The sequence below is a fragment of the Paenibacillus mobilis genome (assembly GCF_058267595.1).
In genome coordinates, this window is sequence record NZ_JBZCMS010000003.1 from 38,286 (window position 1) to 55,695 (window position 17,410).

The window sequence follows — 17,410 nt, forward strand, 5'->3', positions numbered from 1 at the left end:
ATGATAAAGTCCTTGTCTTTGAAATCCTTCCGCGCTTGGTCGATTGTCCTGGCCTTGCTGGTGCTTACGATTTTGATCGTTGTTCCGCTGATTGAAATTTTTATTCAAAGCGTGTATCGGGACGGGGAGCTGCAGTGGTCAGCTCCTTTCCGCACGCTGGCTAATTCCGGACTCATTCAGGTTATGCTCGGTTCTGTCTGGCTCGGGATCTGCGTCATTGCCGGCACAACCGTACTGGCTTTGCCGCTGGCCTGGGTGATGACGAGCACGCGGATCGGCCGCTGGAAGTGGCTGGACGTCGTGCTGCTGATTCCTTTCATGACCCCGCCTTACATCGGGTCTATGGGCTGGATTCTTTTTATGCAGAAAAACGGCTACCTGGAGCAGCTCATCCCGGCCATGTCGCATATCACGCCTTATTTCTTTACGTTTGGCGGCATGATGCTGATTATGAGCCTGCATCTTTTTCCGTTCCTTTATCTGCTGCTGCGCGGTGCGCTTGAGCGGATCGGGGGCAGCATGGAAGAAGCCGGGGCTGTCATGGGAGCTCCCTTTTTGTACCGTTTCCGCCGGATTGTAGCCCCGCTGCTGCTGTCCGCGTACGGTATGGGCGCCATGCTGATTTTTGTTAAGACGATTGCCGAATTCGGCACGCCCGCTACCTTTGGAAAAAGAATCGGATACGAGGTCATGACCTCGGAAATCCATAAATATATCTCCAGCTGGCCGATTGACTTCGGCAAAGCTACTACCTTGTCCTCGCTGCTGCTGACGGCCTGCCTTTTGATGTGGTACGTGCAGTCCGTGCTCAGCCGCCGTTTTACTTACAGCCTGGTAGGGGGAAAAGGCAGCCGCCCCAGCGCTTTGAAGCAAAAAGGCCTGGCGGTTTGGCTCAGCGCCATTTTTGTGATTTTGCTGCTGGTCGTTTCGATCGGCGTTCCTTATTTCTCCATCCTGGCCGCTTCGACCATGAAGCTCCGCGGCGTGGGCCTGGCCTGGAACAACTGGACGCTTGATTATTATAAGCAGCTGCTTACCTGGGGCACGCCGAGCATGGAGGCACTCATGTCCAGCATCTGGCTTTCGCTGGCGGCTTCCACTGTTGCCGTTGTGCTCGGCACCTGGTTTGCGCTGGCCATTCAGCGCTCCCGCAGCGTCGGCCAGCGTTCGGTGGACCTCTTCAGCCTGCTGCCCAATACCGTCCCGGGCATCGTTATGGTCGTGGGGTTGATTCTGTTATGGAATGCGCCCTGGATGCCGATTCACCTTTACAATACGTACGGCATGGTGATTTTAACCTATGTCATTCTATTTGTGCCTTACACCGTTCAATACGTAAAAAGCGCCGCCGGACAGATCGACGGTTCATTATTTCAAGCCGGTCAGGTATTTGGCGGTCGCGCCTTTTATATTTTCAGAAGGATTATGCTGCCTTTAATTGTTCCGGGCATGATCTCAGGCTGGATGATGACGTTTACCATTGCCTCGCGGGAACTGGTGGGTTCGCTGCTGATTCTGCCGCCTTCGGTTCAAACCTCGGCCACTTATATCTTTGCCCAGTTTGAGCAGGGCCAGGTGTCCCTCGGCATGGCGATGGCCGTCGTTTCCGTCGGCTTTACCACCTTGATGCTACTTATTATCGAGAGCTTGGGCTCCAGAAGAAAGTGGAATGCATAATGACCAAACTGCATGTATGGGGAGGGGCGGGCGAACACGGCCGCTCCTGTTATTTAATCGCCGGTGAGAGGCACCGGATTTTGTTTGACTGCGGCGTAAAAAAAGAAGACGAAGGCCAGTACCCGCTCCTCGATCCCGAAATCATTCCGCAGCTGACGGCTGTTTTCCTGTCGCATGCTCATGAGGACCACTCCATGGCTCTTCCGTTATTATATAAACACGGCTATAAGGGAGACATCTGGACGACAAAAGCTACCGTGGAGCAGCTGAGCAGCTACTTTGCCAGCTGGCGGCGTTATGTGAAGGAGCGAGGGGCAGAGCTGCCTTATACGGAAGAACATATTACTGCCTTGAAGTTTCGTTATCTGGAGGATTTAATTCCTGCTTTGCAGTGGGCGGATCTGGACCTGAGCAACTCAAGTTTGGCTTCAGGCAGTTCCGAAGGATCGCGCCTTCCAAGGATCCGGTTGAAATGGGGAAAAAGCGGCCATCTGGCCGGATCCGTCTGGCTTCGGCTGGAGGCCGAGGGCCGGCGGATTTTTTTCTCGGGGGATTACAGCCGGGAGTCGCTCCTCCTGGACGCTGATTCGCCTCTGGAAAGCCCTGGCACTGGCTTAAACCCGGCTAAACCCTTACCGCAGGCCTGTTATTCCACCGATTTGGCTATCTTGGATAACGCTTATGGAAGAGAAGAGGAGCCGCAGGAGACCAAGCTGCGAGAGCTTGAGCGAGCTGTCCGAAACACCCTGGAATCAGGCGGGCATGTGCTGCTGCCGGTTCCCGTATATGGGCGGGGTCAGGATTTGCTGGTCTGGGCCAGCGAGCGGTTAGGGACTTATAATCTCATCGTGGAAGAAAAAATCTGGAACGGTCTACAGCGTTTGCTGGAGCAGCCGGGCTGGCTGCAGGCAAAAGGGCGTGAACGGATCCAGCAGGCTATTAACAGCAGCGCAGGCCGGGTTATTTTACCCCATAATGATGAGGAACGTTTAGAAGCTCTGAACGAAAAGGGGCCTTCTGTAATTTTCACTGCCGACGGAATGATGGAGTCTCCACGGGCTCGTTGGTATTTCAAGCATTTGGCGGAGCATGCCCTTAATTCGGTGATCATTACAGGACATGCAGCCCGGCATACCTTTGCCCAAAATATACTGGAGGGGGGTATAGAGGAGGCGCGATGCAAATTTTTTAATATCCGTTATAAGGTCCATCAGGGATTATCCGATGTAAGGGAGATGCTCCGTGAGGTACCGGCCGAACAGACCGTGCTGGTCCATGCCTCCAAACCCAAAACCGATGAAGTATGCGAGTTTCTCGCGGGAGAGGGCTATCCACGAATCTATTCGCTGAAGCCTGGAGCAGAACTGGCGTTTTAAAGAGGACTGATTTTGGGCTGCCATTAAAATGATAAAATGTACAGTGAGATAAAAATGTACAGTGAGATAGAATTGCAAAAAGCCGCGTGAGAACGCGGCTTTTTGGTATGACGAGGTACTTGATGCCAATGCGGGGATAGAACTTCGAAACGTTTATTTCCCCATAGAATCCGTCTGCCGGCGGACAGCCTCATAACTATGTCCGGTTAATCGTTCAGGCGGGAACATCTGCCGAAGGGCCAAAACAATGGCCGTAGCCGCAGCGGCTTTGATCATATCGCCGGGAATGTAAGGGTACAAGCCGGCCACCATCGCTTGAGGCAGCGTTAAACCGGTCACATGTCCGAGCCAGAGTACGCCGGTTACGTACAAAAGAAAAGAGCCTAAGCACATAATCAGAAAAATAGCCAATCTCTGCAGCCAGACGTTTCCCTTCACCTTACGAACCAGCAGGCCGATTATTAGCGCGGCAAACGGCCACATGGCCACGTATCCCCCCGTTGGGCCCAGGATGACCGCCAAACCACCCTTGCCCTGCAGCAGTGGGAAACCGACCGCAGTCAATACGACAACAAGCATGATGCTGAAAAATCCGTACCGCGGTCCGAGCAAACCTCCGGCGAGCAGAACGGCCAAGGTTTGGAGCGTGATGGGTACAGGAGTAAAGCCGAGCGGGATGCTGACATAACCAAACACAACAACAAGCGCGGCAAATAAAGCGCTGAACGCTACCCCTCTTAAAGATAATGTTGTAGACAATTGCCTCATCTCCTTAAATATGCTAGAGTATTATCAGCTCGTATTGTTAACTTTGAATTGGTTGATAGGTTAACAATTCGCATTGTAGCATGCTTGCAAAGGAAATGGTAGATGGACTATGAATTTTCTTCCGATTATTTTTAAGCTTGAACAGGTTACTGTTGATTATGTTGGCGATACATCGGGGACACCGGCCCTGCAGGAGATCTCCTTCGAACTTCCCCAAGGATCATGGACGGCCGTGATCGGGGACAATGGCAGTGGGAAAAGCACGTTATCCAAAGTGATGTCCGGTTTCCTTCCGGTCTCCGGGGGAAGGCGGATCCTCGCAGCAGGGCACACGGTATACGCGGTGCTGCAAAATCCGGAGACCCAATTACTCGGGGAAACGGTCGATGAAGAATTGCAGTTAAGCCTTCGCAGTCTTACGGATATGGACGTTCGTGACAAGGAAAAACGAATGAGGGGGCTTCTGAACGAGGTCGGCTTGTCCGTACCGCTGGATAGGCCGGTTAAGCATTTGTCAGGAGGACAGAAGCAGCTGCTGAACATCGCATGTTGCCTTGGAGCAAAGGCGGACTCGATCCTGTTTGACGAAGCGACCTCCATGCTTGATCCCGGCTCCCGCAAAGCTGTGCTGGAGGCTGCCTCTAAACTCCACGGTCTTGGAACAACCATCGTGTGGGTTACGCACCGTGCGGAGGAGCTGTGTTTTGCCGAGCGAATTTTGCTGCTTGAACACGGCCGTGTCAGCTTCGACGGCACGACAGAGCAGTTTTTTTACGGCCAGGATCAGGAGAGGGAGTATGATCCCGGTGAGCCAAGCCCTTGCGAACGATTCGGTTATGAACCGCCGTATGTGGTACAAGTGGCTCGCAGCTTGCATAAGCGCGGGTATATCTTGCAGGCCAGGCCGCTGTTTTCGCAGCAATTGAGCGAGGGGGTGAAGCCATGCCCATCACCATTAACGATGTAACCGTGTACGCTGATCGGCAGCGTTCGCATGTCCTGTTGAAGAATGTGAATTGCATTTTTCCGGACGACCGCTCTTTAACTCTGGTGATCGGAAAAGCCGGATCCGGCAAAACGACTCTGCTGCGTACGATGGCCGGATTGACGTCCGTCGGCAGCGGCAACATCTATTATGATGAGCTCCCGTTATGGAATAACAGGCGGTTGAACCGATCCGCTCTACTGCGCAGCGCCGTTGCCTTCCAATTTCCGGAGCACCAGCTGTTCGCCCGCACGGTTCAGGGCGAATTTGATTATTCGCTCCGTCCTTACCGCCTCCGGAAACCGGACAAGCAGCGCCGTATTTTTGCCGCCCTGGACGGGCAGCAGCTGCCTGCCGCATTTCTTTCCCGCGTTCCTTTCACGTTAAGCGGGGGACAAAAGCGGCGGGTCGCGCTGGCCAGCGTCATGTCGGCAGAGGCGCCATGGCTGCTGCTGGACGAGCCGTCAGCCGGACTGGATGCCAAGTCAGTCCTCCGGCTGAAGCAGGAGCTTGTTCAATGGAAGGAACGCGCCGGAGTTGTACTCGTTACTCATGAAATGGATAGCTTTTTATCCATAGCCGACCGGGTGCTTATTCTCGATCAAGGGCAATTAGTAGCTGATCTAAAGCCTGAGGAGCTTGCAGCGGATCCGCAGGTGCTCCTTAAAACGGGCATTGGCTTGACAAGCCACATGGAGCTTGTGCAGTCGCTTAGGGAAGCAGGCCTTCCTGTCCCGGAAGAAACTGTCACTTTGGAGCAGTTAACAGACGTAATTGTGCAAGGGCTGCGGGAGGACGGGCAGAGGAGGGGGCCGGAACAGCCGGAACAGTCGGAACAGGAAAAACCGCCGGCCATAGCTCCGCCGCTGCAGGAGCATGCGACTCAAGGCCATCCGGGGACCAAAAGCAGGTCCGGGCCGCGTAAGAAAGGTTTGTACAGCATGGACGCCAGGCTCAAATGGCTGGTCTATATGCTCATTTCGGCCGGCATCATCCTGCAGTCTAGATGGGCTGGCACAGGGATCGCTTTTTTATGTGCGGCTTTTTGTATGTATTTTCTTATGCCCGAGGATCGCCGCAAGCTGCTCCGTATGTCCAAACCGCTTTTATGGCTTATGGCTTTCACCGTGCTTATTGCGGGGGTTCAGCTTCATGGGGGGCAAGGGGCCGGAGGGAGGGGCGGCATCGGCTTTTCCTTTGTATCCGCAGGCGATACGTTCCGGAGGCTGCTTTTATTTTTCGAAATCACTGTCGTCGCTTTGATCTTCACCCTCTCCACCAGTACCTCCGCTATGAAGCAAGGGCTGGCAATTTCGCTCCGCCCGCTCAAACGGATCCGGGTTCCGGTCGATATGCTGGCCTTGTCCGCTTCGCTCGTATTGCGGTTTATCCCGCTTATTATCGAGGAGGCGGACCGGTTCTCCACCATCGCAAGAGCTCGCGGCAAACGGACGAGCCGGGGAGGAAACCTGGATGTTCGGGATATTCCCGCGTTTGTGATCCCGCTGTTAATCGCTCTGTTCCAGGCTGTTGAAGAATGGATTCTGGCGATGGAAATCAAGGGAGCGGCTCTCTTGGAACTGCAGCAGCCAGTGTCTTTTGGCCGCAATAAATGGTGGGAGAAGCTGGCGCTGCTCACCGGGATTTCGATTTTTGCGCTGCTTTTTCTAATCCGAATCTATGGTTTATAAGAAAAAAAGGGGGCAGTAAGAATGGAAATTCGGCTGCGCGGACATCATCTGCTTTGTCTGGCCGGATACCGGGGAATGGGCTACTCTCCTGATTTTACAAGGAATATGACAGCTTTGTACGAACGTCTGCGTAATTCGCCTTCTTCCGTGGTGACCTTAGTGGAAGGTCCGGACGACCTTTGCCGCTGTTATCCTGCGGACAAACCCAACCATTGCAGGGAGGGGAGGGTGTACGACCGGGATCAGGCCGTTTTGACACGGCTGGGTTTCACATCGGGAACACACATGGCCTGGCAGGAGGTGATGGAGAGGATGCAATTGTCGGTGACGCCTGAGGATATTCCGCAGCTTTGCACGTCCTGTCCGTGGCGTTCGTATGGCGTATGCGAAGAAGGAGTGCCGCGGATCGCGTCCGGACAGGGGCTTGCCCCATTGCCTGACAACAACACTAAAACGTAAATAAGCCGATAAATGAAAACAGGACCCCAAAGGGTCCTGCGGACGGCGCCTGCTGATGGAAATTCTATTCTCACAAAATAGGAACGAGGATTCACTGCCCGGGAAGGCAGCCTTGCCGGCCGTAAAGCCAAAACTTTGCGGTTTATCCTTTATATCCAAGCTTTGTGGCTAGACTCCTAACAGTTCATGAAAAGCGACTTGATCCAACGGAACCACACCTCTCTTGTCAAGCGCCGTCTGAAGTTTAGAATAACCCGGAGATGCCGATCCTATTCATCTGGACAAAAAAATTTAGTGGACCAGCGCTTTTTCGGCTTTTTTCCACTTGCGGTTTTTGTTCGTGGTATCAGGGAAGGTATCGCCCTTTTTCAATGTGATGCGTTTAGGGTTCTGAATTTGCGTGTGGAAGCTGCGCGCTTCGCCCACCTCGGTGTAAATGCCGTCGTTCGGCGCTTTGTCGCCAGGTTCGAATTCGGTGCGTTCGCCCATCGTTATCGTCTCCTTTAACAATAAGTAATGAGTTGCCGTTATAGTGTGTTCAGAATGAAGGAAGTCCATAAGCGGACAAAAATGTAAACTTGCAAGGCGGGCTCTAATTTGTTATATTATTATAGTTCGAGATTATGCTCGTTCCTTGCTCCTAACAGCGATTCTGATTAGGGGCCTTAGTCCAAGAGGAGGTGAAATAAATGCGCAAATACGAAGTAATGTACATTATTCGTCCAGACGTTGAACAGGAAGCTGTTCAAGCTGCAGTGGAAAAATTCCAAGGCATCATCCAAAACGGTGGCGAAATTACAAAACACGATGTTATGGGTAAACGCCGTCTTGCGTATGAGATCAACAAGTTCCGTGATGGAGTATATGTATTGGTAAACTTTACTGCAACTCCAGACGTAGTCAACGAGCTTGAGCGGATCATGAAGATCTCTGACGAAGTTATTCGTTACCTGATCACTAAAGACGTTGCTTAATAACGTTTTGTAATAGGACTACCCAAAGGAGGGACCTGGATGTTGAACCGTGTCATTCTGATCGGCCGGCTAACCCGGGATCCGGAGCTGCGTTATACGCCATCCGGCGTTGCGGTAACTCAGTTTACCATCGCGGTGGACAGACCTTTTACGTCGCAAGGCGGAGAAAGAGAAGCGGATTTCATACCGGTCGTAACGTGGAGACAGCTTGCTGAGACTTGTGCGAACTACCTGCGCAAAGGACGTCTGACTGCAGTGGAAGGGCGCATCCAAGTGCGCAATTATGAGAATAACGAAGGCAAACGTGTTTACGTCACTGAAGTTATTGCTGATAATGTTCGTTTCTTGGAGTCGAGCCGTGAAGGCGGATCAGGCAATGGTGGAGGTGCGCCGCGGGAAGAAGCCCCTTACAGTGGCGGAAACCGCAGCAGCAGCAGCAACAATAACAGCGGCGGCTACTCGCGCGGCAATCAGGATCCATTTTCCGACGACGGGAAGCCGATTGATATTTCGGATGATGATTTACCATTTTAACTTGGAAAGGACTGAATAAGACATGGCTTTCAAACAAAGAGAAGGCGGAGACAACGACAAAAGACCGGCTCGCCGCGGCGGCCGCAACAAACGTCGTAAAGTGTGCTTCTTCACTGTAAACAAAATTACTCACATTGACTATAAAGATACTGAGCTGCTGAAGAAATTCATCAGCGAGCGCGGCAAAATCTTGCCACGTCGTGTTACTGGCACGAGCGCGAAATACCAACGCCTTTTGACAATCGCTGTTAAGCGTTCCCGTCAAATCGCATTGCTTCCTTACACAACTGAGTAAGTTGAACGGAAGCTTTTAGGAAGAATGAAAGCCGATCATGGTGATCCATGGTCGGCTTTTTATTTTTGTTAAGGAAATTTATGGCGGGTGTTAAGCAGGTGTAAAAAAAGTAGAATAATGTAGAAAAGGTGACATGTCCTTCTGTGGGGGACAATATTATATGCATGATGGACGAATAAAAGGTTGCAAAAAATGGTATAAATGTCTGTTCTAAAAGGAAATATATATTAATTTTATTCATATAATATAATAATTATACATCATATTTTCAAGATATGAGTACTATTGAAGGACAACCAATAAGGAAAAACCAAGCAAACAAGCCGTTATACAAATTTGTTTTATCCGGTTATTAAAAAAATTTTTTAAACAGATTGAATAAAATAGCTTGGAATTTTGGTAGTGTTCGGTTATATTATTTACTAAATAACAGGTGGCTGAATACTTTTTATTTTAAATGGATTCCCTTGTGAATAAGTCCTGATTCCGCTTTGGCGGAATTCCATTTATAAATAATTGACCCATGGTTATTTATTCATTCTTTACATATTTATTAACGTATGAAGAGAGGAATAAATGGCAGGAGTATTCGTCGGCAACTTAATACCAAGTATTCAGGTTTGTTTTAAAGTGTTAAATTAAATGACATGAAAGGCAAGTCCACCCCATAGGGATATATTATCTTGATAATATATTTTAGCTTTAACGGATCCTATCGGACTGAGTTCCGGCAGATCCAGACGAAAGAGGAAGAGGGGAGCAGAGCAGTTAGAGCTTCGGATGGAAAGTATTGAAGGGGGAGATTTGGAAGCATGGCCAGTACAGAAGCAAGCTGGCGCAACGTAATGTTTTCATCGATCTATTTACTAAGGAGGAATCATTAAACATGGTATCTAAGAAAAAAAGTTTATGGTCCGTTCTATTGATTTTGTCTCTGGTAGGCATTTTGTTTACGGGTTGCAGCACCAATAACAGTGCCGGTTCTAACTCTTCGGCGCCCGCCGAGAGCACAGCTTCCTCAGATGCCTCGACCTCCTCGGATGCGTCGACGCCTAGCGATCAGCCAGTGGATGGCGGTTCGATCGTGCTTGCAACTTTCTCCGATATTGTTAATCTTAACCCTATTTTCGTTGGGGATACTTCTTCCGGCGATGTGTCTCAATTCATTTTCGCCAACCTGCTGGACGTGGATCGCGGCGGCAACGTAGTCGCCGAGCCTTGGTCTCTCGCAGCCGACAAGCCGGAAATTTCCGCTGACGGTTTGACCTATACGGTGAAATTGAAGGATACGGCCAAATGGAGTGACGGCCAGCCGGTAACCGCGGATGACATTGTCTACACCTTTGATACTATCCGTAATCCGGATACTGGGGCACCTTCAATCAGCTCCTTTGATAAAGTAGATAAAGTGACAAAGGTTGACGATCTTACAGTAACGATTACTCTAAAACAAGTGTACGCTCCGTTCCAGTACACATTGACTACTCCGCTTGTACCTGCTCATATTCTTAAGGATGTTCCTGTAAAAGAACTCCAAAAGAATGCTTTCGGTACGGACCCGGCTAAAACGGTAACCAACGGTCCTTGGAAATGGACTTCCTGGAAGCAAGGCGAGAGCCATACGCTGGATGCCGATCCAAACTATTGGGGAGCCACAAAACCTCACATTAAACAAATCGTTTACAAAATTTATGCCGACCAGAACACTGAAGTGCAAGCTCTTCTCAAGGGCGATGCTGATCATGTAAGTGCGATTCCTGTAACACAGGTTGATGCCGTTAAAGCTAATAAAGATATTAATATTATTCAAAAACCAGGCCAGTCCTACGAATTTATCGGATTTAACTTCGATCCGAAGAACTTCCCGGACAACTACGATGTGTTCCAAAGCCAAAAGACAAGACAGGCAATTGCTTATGCACTCAACCGTCAAGGTATGGTCGACAATATCCTGAAAGGCGTCGGCAAGCTGATGAACGCGCCGTTCCTGCCGGATACTTGGGCTGACCCGAAAGAAGCAGCCGTAAACTACGCCTATGATTCCGAAAAAGCTAAGCAGCTGTTGGCCGAAGACGGCTGGGTAGCTGGTAAAGACGGAATCCTTACCAAAGACGGACATCGTTTCTCTTTCGAGCTCCAGTATAACTCGGGCAACAGCCGCCGCGAACAAGTAGCTGCCGTTATCCAGCAAAACCTGAAAGACGTGGGTATCGAAGTAACGCCGAAAGCGATTGACTTCTCGGCCTGGATCGATCAAAACATCAACCCGGGTAAATATCAAGCCATTTTGCTCGGCTGGTCTTTGACACCGGATCCGGATGCTGAGAGCATTTTCTCCTCCAAGTACTTCCCGCCTGCAGGTCAAAACACCGGCTGGTATAAAAATGAAGCCATCGACAAGCTTTGGGTAGACGGGTATTCCACAACGGATCAATCCAAACGCCAAGAAGTTTATAAAGAAGTGGCTAAACAGATCTCTGCTGACTTGCCTTACATCTTCTTGTATCAATACGGCAACGCCATTGGTGCCGGACCACGAGTACATTGGAATGAAGAAGACAGCCCAGAACCTTCATTGGCTTACGGCTACTACTTCCATCTGATCAACTGGTGGGTAACCGAATAAGGAAAAGAACGGATACAGGGAATAGAGCTTCGGGATAGGGAAAGAGAGCGATCTCTTTCTCTTTCCCCCTTTTTTAGAGGGAAACTTGCCCCGTAGTTTTGGCCTTTATTCATGTAGGAGGACAAACAATGACAGAATATCTGATCCGTCGCTTGCTGCAATCGGTGCTGGTTATTATTTTGATAACGATCGTTACGTTTCTTCTCATTCACGCCGCTCCGGGGGGACCAACCCAAGTTATGCTTTCTCCGGGACTATCACCGGAGGCGTTTGAGCAGCAGAGACACAATCTTGGACTTGACCAGCCTCTGCCTGTTCAATACATTCATTGGGTTGGCGGCTTGCTGCACGGCGATCTTGGATACACGTTCAAAAATCATCTGCCTGTAGGCCAATTGTTATGGCCACGCATCGGCAATACGCTTATCCTGATGGGCGCAGCTTGGGTGCTGACGCTGATCATTGCCCTTCCTTGGGGGATTTACAACAGTACTAGAGAATACGGATTATCTGATCAAACGGCTTCATTTATTTCTTATATTGGTTTCGCCATGCCGACCTTTTGGTTCGGGATATTGCTGCAGCAGTGGTTTTCATTAGGGCTCGACTGGCTGCCCCTTTCGGACATGCATTCCAGAGGGAAAGACGGAAGTATAGGCGATTTATTACTGCATTTGGTGCTCCCGGTTAGCGTGTTATCGTTAGGATTTCTTGCTTCCTACATTAAATATGCTCGCGCCAGCATGCTTGAGGTGCTGGAAATGGATTATATCCGAACGGCAAGAGCTAAAGGCGTTAAGGAAGGAAAAGTTGTTTTCCGTCATGCATTGCGCAATGCCTTAATTCCGATTATTACGATTTTGGGGCTTGATTTGCCTATCCTCGTAGCGGGTGCGGCGCTTACTGAAAACGTGTTTAACTGGCCCGGCATGGGCAGACTTTACGTCGAAATGGCGACCGCCAGAGAATATTCTGTGCTGATGGCGATCACGATTATAACGGCTGTAGTGGTAATTATCGGCAATCTACTCGCGGATATTCTGTACGCGATTGTCGATCCAAGGGTAAAATTGGGCGCTAAAGGGGGGAAAGCTGCATGAGCGATTTGAATGTACAGATTCCGGTGGGTTCATCCCCGGAACCGTTAGCCCCTAAAGAGCCGTTCTCTCCCGAGGAGTCTACAGCAGCGATCCCTGCGAAAAGACCGCCGGGACCTTGGCTCACGCTGTGGAAAAAATTCTCGCGTAATCCGTATGCGATGACCGGTCTTGTGGTGTTATTGATATTTATTCTTTTGGCGCTGTTTGCGCCCGTAATTGCCCAGTATGATCCGGCAAAAATAGACTTAATGTACGCCAACTTGAAGGCGGGTTCGCCAAACCATTTGCTGGGAACCGATGAGCTGGGACGGGATATCTTTACGAGACTTCTGTACAGTGCTCGGATCTCGTTGACAATCGGATTTTCGGTTGCTTTTGCTTCCGTAATTATTGGTTCAATCATCGGAGCGATTTCAGGATATTTCAAAGGTTGGATCGATACGGTGTTCATGCGGATTGTCGATGTGATGAACTCGGTGCCAACGTTGTTCCTCAACATTCTAGTGCTGGCGATCTTTGGCTCGAAAATCGAATACATGATTCTGATTTTGGCTTTTACGAGCTGGATGAGCATCGCCCGTCTGGTCAGAGGGAATTTCCTGCAGCTCAGGGAAATGCAGTATGTGGAAGCGGCAAGAGCGATTGGGGTATCGAACGGCGGAATCATTTTCCGGCATTTGCTTCGCAACTCCACCTTCCCGATCATCGTCAATGCAACTTTAATGGTAGGATCTGCGATATTGAGCGAATCCGCCTTGTCTTATCTCGGTCTTGGCATTCAGGCGCCGCAGACCAGCTGGGGATTGATGCTGAGCAACGCGCAGGAATTTATGCTGATCGATAAATGGCAGGCTGTCTATCCCGGCCTGTGCATTCTAATTGTCGTGTTGGCCGTCAACTTTATCGGCGACGGTATCCGCGATGCGCTGGACCCAAGACAGAACGCGAACAAATCCCGGAGGAGGCTGGCTAAATGGCGGAGAAATTACTCGAAATCCGGAAATTGACAACAGGCTTTTTAACGGAAAATGGGGTCGTAAAAGCTACGGATCGAATCTCGCTTGCATTGGATAAAGGGCAAACCGTTTGTTTGGTCGGCGAGTCGGGCAGCGGCAAAAGCGTAACTTCACTCGCCGTTATGCGGCTCCTGGATTATGCCGGCGGCCTTATTATGGAAGGAAACATTCAATTCCACGGCCAGGATTTAACGTTGAAGAAGCAGGAAGAGATGCGGAGTATCCGCGGCAATCAAATTGCGATGATTTTTCAGGACCCTATGTCCGCGTTGAATCCGGTGTTCACCGTAGGCGAGCAAATCGCGGAGAGCCTGCGGCTGCACCAAGGGAAAAACGGGGATGAGGCTTGGAAGCAGGCCGTTGATTTGCTTAAGCTGGTGGGCATCCCGGCGCCGGAAATCCGCGCCAAACAATATCCCCACGAGTTGTCAGGCGGGATGTGTCAACGGGTAGTTATCGCTATCGCATTGGCCTGCAATCCCGAGCTGCTGATTGCCGACGAACCGACGACCGCGCTTGACGTGACGGTGCAGGCACAAATTCTCGATCTGCTGCGGAAGCTGCAGTCCGAGCTGGGCATGTCCATTTTGCTGATTACCCACGATATGGGGGTAGCGGCTGAAATGGCGGACCGCGTAGCGGTAATGTACGCCGGAGCTATCGTGGAAGAAGGGCCGGTCGAGGAAATTTTTAATGAGCCGAGCCACCCGTATACGGTTGGGCTGCTGCAGTCCATTCCGGGCTTTGAAGGAACGCGGGGAGGGGAATTGTATACGATCCGCGGAACGATCCCGCCGATCGGACAGCTGCCTACCGGCTGCCGCTTCAATCCACGCTGTCCTCATGCGATGGAGAAATGCCGGCAGCAGGAACCGCCTGAATTTATGATCAGCGATGACCACCGCGCCGCTTGCTGGTTATTCGAAGATAAACCGGTATTGAAGAGCGGCAATAGCGGCAAAGACGAGGTGAAACCGGCATGATATTCGAAACAGCAAACTTGGAGACGGAAGCAGCAAAGCCGAAGTCGGATGAAGTTCTGGTTGATATTCGCGGAATTAAGAAATATTTCCCGATTCATAAAGGGCTTTTGAGCCGGGTTGTCGGCCATGTGAAAGCGGTAGACGACGTATCCTTGTCGATCCGCAAAGGCGAAACCTTTGGTCTTGTGGGAGAATCGGGCTGCGGGAAATCGACGCTCGGCCGGGTTATCCTGAGGCTGCAAGGGGCCACGGACGGCGAAGTCATCTACAACGGCCGGGATATCCATTCCCTGGGCGGTCAGGAACTTCGCAAGCTGCGGGAAGAATTGCAGATTATTTTTCAGGATCCGTTTGGTTCCCTGAATCCGAGATTTTTAGTCAAGGATATTATCGGCGAACCTCTGAAGGTTCATCGCAATATGTCGGCAAAACAGATAGATGAAAGAGTCGTAGAGCTTATGGAGCTTGTGGGCTTGGACGCCAGCCGGCGGTACCGTTACCCGCATGAATTTTCCGGGGGCCAGCGGCAGCGGATCGGGATTGCCCGTGCCATTGCCCTGAATCCGAAGTTCATCGTGGCGGATGAAGCGGTGTCGGCCTTGGACGTTTCCGTTCAATCGCAGGTCATTAACCTGCTAATGAAGCTGCAGCGTGAACTGGGGCTTACGTTTCTGTTTATCGCGCACGGTCTGAATGTGGTCCGTCATATTTCCGACCGGGTCGGCGTCATGTATCTGGGCAAGCTGGTTGAGGTAGGGGAGACGGAAACGCTGTTTGCCGCTCCGCTGCATCCTTATACGGCTGCGCTGCTGTCTGCGATTCCGAAGCCTACGCCTGGTCGGAAAAGGGAGCGGGTTGTGCTTCAGGGCGATGTGCCTTCACCGGCGAATCCACCTTCGGGCTGCCGTTTTCATACCCGTTGTCCTTTCGCGCAGGAGAAATGCTCCAAAGAGGAGCCGCAGCTGGCCGAAATCGTTCCGGGACGGCAAGTGGCGTGCCATTTCCCGTTGGAGCCAGGAGCGGCGGGCGCCTAATAGCAGATGCCAAGTCATTTTAATAGGATGAGAATAAGAGGTCTGATCTTCCGGTTTGGAGGAGCCGGACCTCTCTCTTTTTTGGGTTTGCTAATAGGCCGGTAGAAGCTACAATAGAAATAAGTCTGATAAAAATAGACCGCGGACATGATCATGATCCATTTGTCTGCAGCGACATTGCAGCTTGGGGGAATATGATGAAGAAAAGGAGCGAGCGCAAAAAGAAGCGCACAGCTTGGCGGAAAGCGGGCATCGTCCTGCTGGTATTGATCGTTGCCGGAGGAGGGGCGTATGTGTTCCGTAAACCGCTGGCCTTGGCGGCCTTTGATATGTTTCTGTCCGGCAGCGTAGAGAAGCAGTTGGCCAGATCGTACGAGCCGCTGGAACAAGAGGAAGCTCATCCGGTGGAGTCGGAGCCTGTTAAACCTGCTAAAAGGGAACCAGTCTCTTTGCTGCTGCTGGGAGTGGACCAGAGAAACGATGAGCCTGCCCGATCGGATACGATCATTTATACCGTGGTCAGGCCGGAAGAGTCCCGGGTTCTTCTTGTTTCGATTCCGCGTGATACCTACGTAGACATTATAGGCAAAGATAAAAAAGACAAGATTACCCATGCCTATGCTTTTGGCGGAGCCCAAATGGCCGAAGATACGGTGGAGCATTTGCTTGGAGCGAAGATTGCGAATTATGCGGCCATTAACTTTAACGGCCTTAAAGAAGTCGTGGATGCGCTTGGCGGCGTAGAGCTGCCGATCACGAAGGATATCGTCAATAAGCAGGCCGATCACGAGAAGTTTACCATTAAAGCCAACCAGCCGATTTATGACGGTGTTGATGCCTTAAATTACGTCCGCTACAGGGAAGACAGCGATTTTGAACGAACCAAACGCCATCAGATTTTTCTGAATGCTTTTGTCGACCGGGTGCTGAGCCTGAATCAGGTATCAAAAATTCCGCAGCTTATGGAGATTATGGGGAAAAATTTTAAGACGGACATGCCGCCTTCCCTGATCATTGACTTGTCGAAGCAGCTGCTGACAGGAGAACGCCCTCAAATCAGCAGTTTTACGATTATGGGGGATGGAAAACGGATCGATAACATTTATTATGACATCGCTAATGAAGAGGATTTGACTTTTGCCAAACAAATGATTGAAAGCTGGTCGGATCCGGATACGCCTGCCGAGCAGCTTCTACTGCCGGACGCGTAGTCCCGGAACTGAATGTTTGCTCAAGAGCGCTCATAGATATATAGTAAAATTAGTGGTGAAGCTAATGAACTTCGGCAGTCCGGGATCGGCTGCCGATTTTTAACTAAAGCCGATAATCCAAAAATTTTAAATAAAAGCAAGAACGGAAGAAGTCAGGGAGGCACTTTTTTTATGAATATTGCATTTTTTTTACTTCCGAAAAGCGAAGTAGCCGCAGTGACGATGGATTCGACGCTCAGGCAGACGCTGGAGCGAATGGAACACCACAGGTATACGGCGGTGCCCATTATTGATAAGGAAGGCGAATACGTGGGAACGGTCACGGAAGGCGATTTGCTCTGGTACATGAAAAATTCTAACGGCCGCGTCCATTTTGAGAATGCTTCGAAATTTTTGCTGAAGGACGTGCCGCTGCGCGTGCATAATAAACCTGTCCGCATCGATTCGGACATGGAGGATTTGATCAACCTGGCTAAAGTGCAGAATTTTGTGCCTGTGGTGGACGACCGCAACCGGTTTATCGGGATTGTGCGCCGCAGCCAGATCATTGAATATTGCGAAAAATACGTAACCAAGGAATCCCAGTCCCGATAAAGGGAAACCCTTGGGGAGTATGGCGATTGCAAAGGCAAGCGACTTCTTTAGCATCCGGCATTTATGTTATAATCGGGAAATAAAGCT

General features: G+C 50.6%; 17 protein-coding genes. 15 read left to right on the forward strand and 2 right to left on the reverse strand.

Going from position 1 to position 17,410, the window contains the following annotated elements; genetic code table 11:
- The first annotated feature begins 3 nt into the window (after positions 1-3).
- Together AC3ZPD_RS06525 and AC3ZPD_RS06530 are read left to right on the forward strand one after the other, a co-directional pair.
- Positions 4-1,677, forward strand: coding sequence for an ABC transporter permease (locus AC3ZPD_RS06525; RefSeq protein WP_490983875.1), 1,674 nt, complete (start codon positions 4-6; stop codon positions 1,675-1,677).
- Positions 1,677-3,053 carry an MBL fold metallo-hydrolase gene (locus AC3ZPD_RS06530; protein ID WP_490983474.1) on the forward strand — a complete coding sequence of 459 codons (1,377 nt, stop codon included), beginning with the start codon at positions 1,677-1,679 and terminating at the stop codon, positions 3,051-3,053. The genes AC3ZPD_RS06525 and AC3ZPD_RS06530 overlap by 1 nt, the downstream gene beginning before the upstream one ends.
- 153 nt (positions 3,054-3,206) lie before the next feature.
- Here the strand turns inward: AC3ZPD_RS06530 and AC3ZPD_RS06535 are convergent, their stop codons facing one another.
- Positions 3,207-3,821: a biotin transporter BioY gene (locus tag AC3ZPD_RS06535; RefSeq protein ID WP_490983475.1), complete on the reverse strand. Its 615-nt coding sequence runs from the start codon at positions 3,819-3,821 to the stop codon at positions 3,207-3,209.
- Between the two features lie 109 nt (positions 3,822-3,930).
- Between AC3ZPD_RS06535 and AC3ZPD_RS06540 the strand changes: the two genes are divergently transcribed.
- The 3 genes from AC3ZPD_RS06540 to AC3ZPD_RS06550 are packed head-to-tail and all read left to right on the forward strand — an operon-like array spanning position 3,931 to position 6,956.
- Positions 3,931-4,788 (forward strand): energy-coupling factor ABC transporter ATP-binding protein, encoded by an 858-nt coding sequence (locus tag AC3ZPD_RS06540; RefSeq protein WP_490983476.1) that lies wholly within the window; start codon positions 3,931-3,933, stop codon positions 4,786-4,788.
- Positions 4,764-6,497, forward strand: a complete 1,734-nt coding sequence (locus AC3ZPD_RS06545; protein WP_490983477.1) for an ATP-binding cassette domain-containing protein — start codon at positions 4,764-4,766, stop codon at positions 6,495-6,497. The genes AC3ZPD_RS06540 and AC3ZPD_RS06545 overlap by 25 nt, the downstream gene beginning before the upstream one ends.
- A gap of 21 nt (positions 6,498-6,518) precedes the next feature.
- Positions 6,519-6,956 (forward strand): DUF1284 domain-containing protein, encoded by a 438-nt coding sequence (locus AC3ZPD_RS06550; RefSeq protein ID WP_490983478.1) that lies wholly within the window; start codon positions 6,519-6,521, stop codon positions 6,954-6,956.
- A gap of 291 nt (positions 6,957-7,247) precedes the next feature.
- Here the strand turns inward: AC3ZPD_RS06550 and AC3ZPD_RS06555 are convergent, their stop codons facing one another.
- Positions 7,248-7,445 carry a YjzC family protein gene (locus AC3ZPD_RS06555; RefSeq protein ID WP_068699099.1) on the reverse strand — a complete coding sequence of 66 codons (198 nt, stop codon included), beginning with the start codon at positions 7,443-7,445 and terminating at the stop codon, positions 7,248-7,250.
- A 200-nt stretch (positions 7,446-7,645) separates the two neighbouring features.
- On the opposite strand from AC3ZPD_RS06555, the gene rpsF reads away from it, so the two are divergent.
- The 10 genes from rpsF (at position 7,646) to AC3ZPD_RS06605 (ending at position 17,323) form a co-directional block, all read left to right on the forward strand.
- Entirely contained in the window at positions 7,646-7,930 is a 285-nt protein-coding gene (gene rpsF / locus AC3ZPD_RS06560) for a 30S ribosomal protein S6 (RefSeq protein ID WP_068699101.1), read from the forward strand.
- A 39-nt stretch (positions 7,931-7,969) separates the two neighbouring features.
- Positions 7,970-8,464: a single-stranded DNA-binding protein gene (gene ssb / locus AC3ZPD_RS06565; RefSeq protein WP_490983479.1), complete on the forward strand. Its 495-nt coding sequence runs from the start codon at positions 7,970-7,972 to the stop codon at positions 8,462-8,464.
- Positions 8,465-8,486: 22 nt separating this feature from the next.
- Positions 8,487-8,759, forward strand: coding sequence for a 30S ribosomal protein S18 (rpsR, locus tag AC3ZPD_RS06570; protein WP_490983480.1), 273 nt, complete (start codon positions 8,487-8,489; stop codon positions 8,757-8,759).
- An 886-nt stretch (positions 8,760-9,645) separates the two neighbouring features.
- Positions 9,646-11,385 carry a peptide-binding protein gene (locus tag AC3ZPD_RS06575; protein ID WP_490983481.1) on the forward strand — a complete coding sequence of 580 codons (1,740 nt, stop codon included), beginning with the start codon at positions 9,646-9,648 and terminating at the stop codon, positions 11,383-11,385.
- A gap of 128 nt (positions 11,386-11,513) precedes the next feature.
- Positions 11,514-12,485, forward strand: coding sequence for an ABC transporter permease (locus AC3ZPD_RS06580; protein WP_490983482.1), 972 nt, complete (start codon positions 11,514-11,516; stop codon positions 12,483-12,485).
- Complete coding sequence (locus AC3ZPD_RS06585; protein WP_490983483.1) at positions 12,482-13,492, forward strand: ABC transporter permease; 1,011 nt, start codon at positions 12,482-12,484, stop codon at positions 13,490-13,492. The genes AC3ZPD_RS06580 and AC3ZPD_RS06585 overlap by 4 nt, the downstream gene beginning before the upstream one ends.
- Entirely contained in the window at positions 13,459-14,484 is a 1,026-nt protein-coding gene (locus AC3ZPD_RS06590) for an ABC transporter ATP-binding protein (protein ID WP_490983484.1), read from the forward strand. The genes AC3ZPD_RS06585 and AC3ZPD_RS06590 overlap by 34 nt, the downstream gene beginning before the upstream one ends.
- Entirely contained in the window at positions 14,481-15,518 is a 1,038-nt protein-coding gene (locus tag AC3ZPD_RS06595; protein WP_490983485.1) for an ABC transporter ATP-binding protein, read from the forward strand. Before AC3ZPD_RS06590 ends, AC3ZPD_RS06595 begins: the two co-directional genes overlap by 4 nt.
- A 197-nt stretch (positions 15,519-15,715) precedes the next feature.
- Positions 15,716-16,729 carry an LCP family protein gene (locus AC3ZPD_RS06600; RefSeq protein WP_490983876.1) on the forward strand — a complete coding sequence of 338 codons (1,014 nt, stop codon included), beginning with the start codon at positions 15,716-15,718 and terminating at the stop codon, positions 16,727-16,729.
- Between the two features lie 171 nt (positions 16,730-16,900).
- A complete protein-coding gene (locus tag AC3ZPD_RS06605) occupies positions 16,901-17,323 on the forward strand; it encodes a CBS domain-containing protein (RefSeq protein ID WP_490983486.1) in 423 nt (140 codons plus the stop codon).
- The last annotated feature ends 87 nt before the right edge of the window (positions 17,324-17,410 follow it).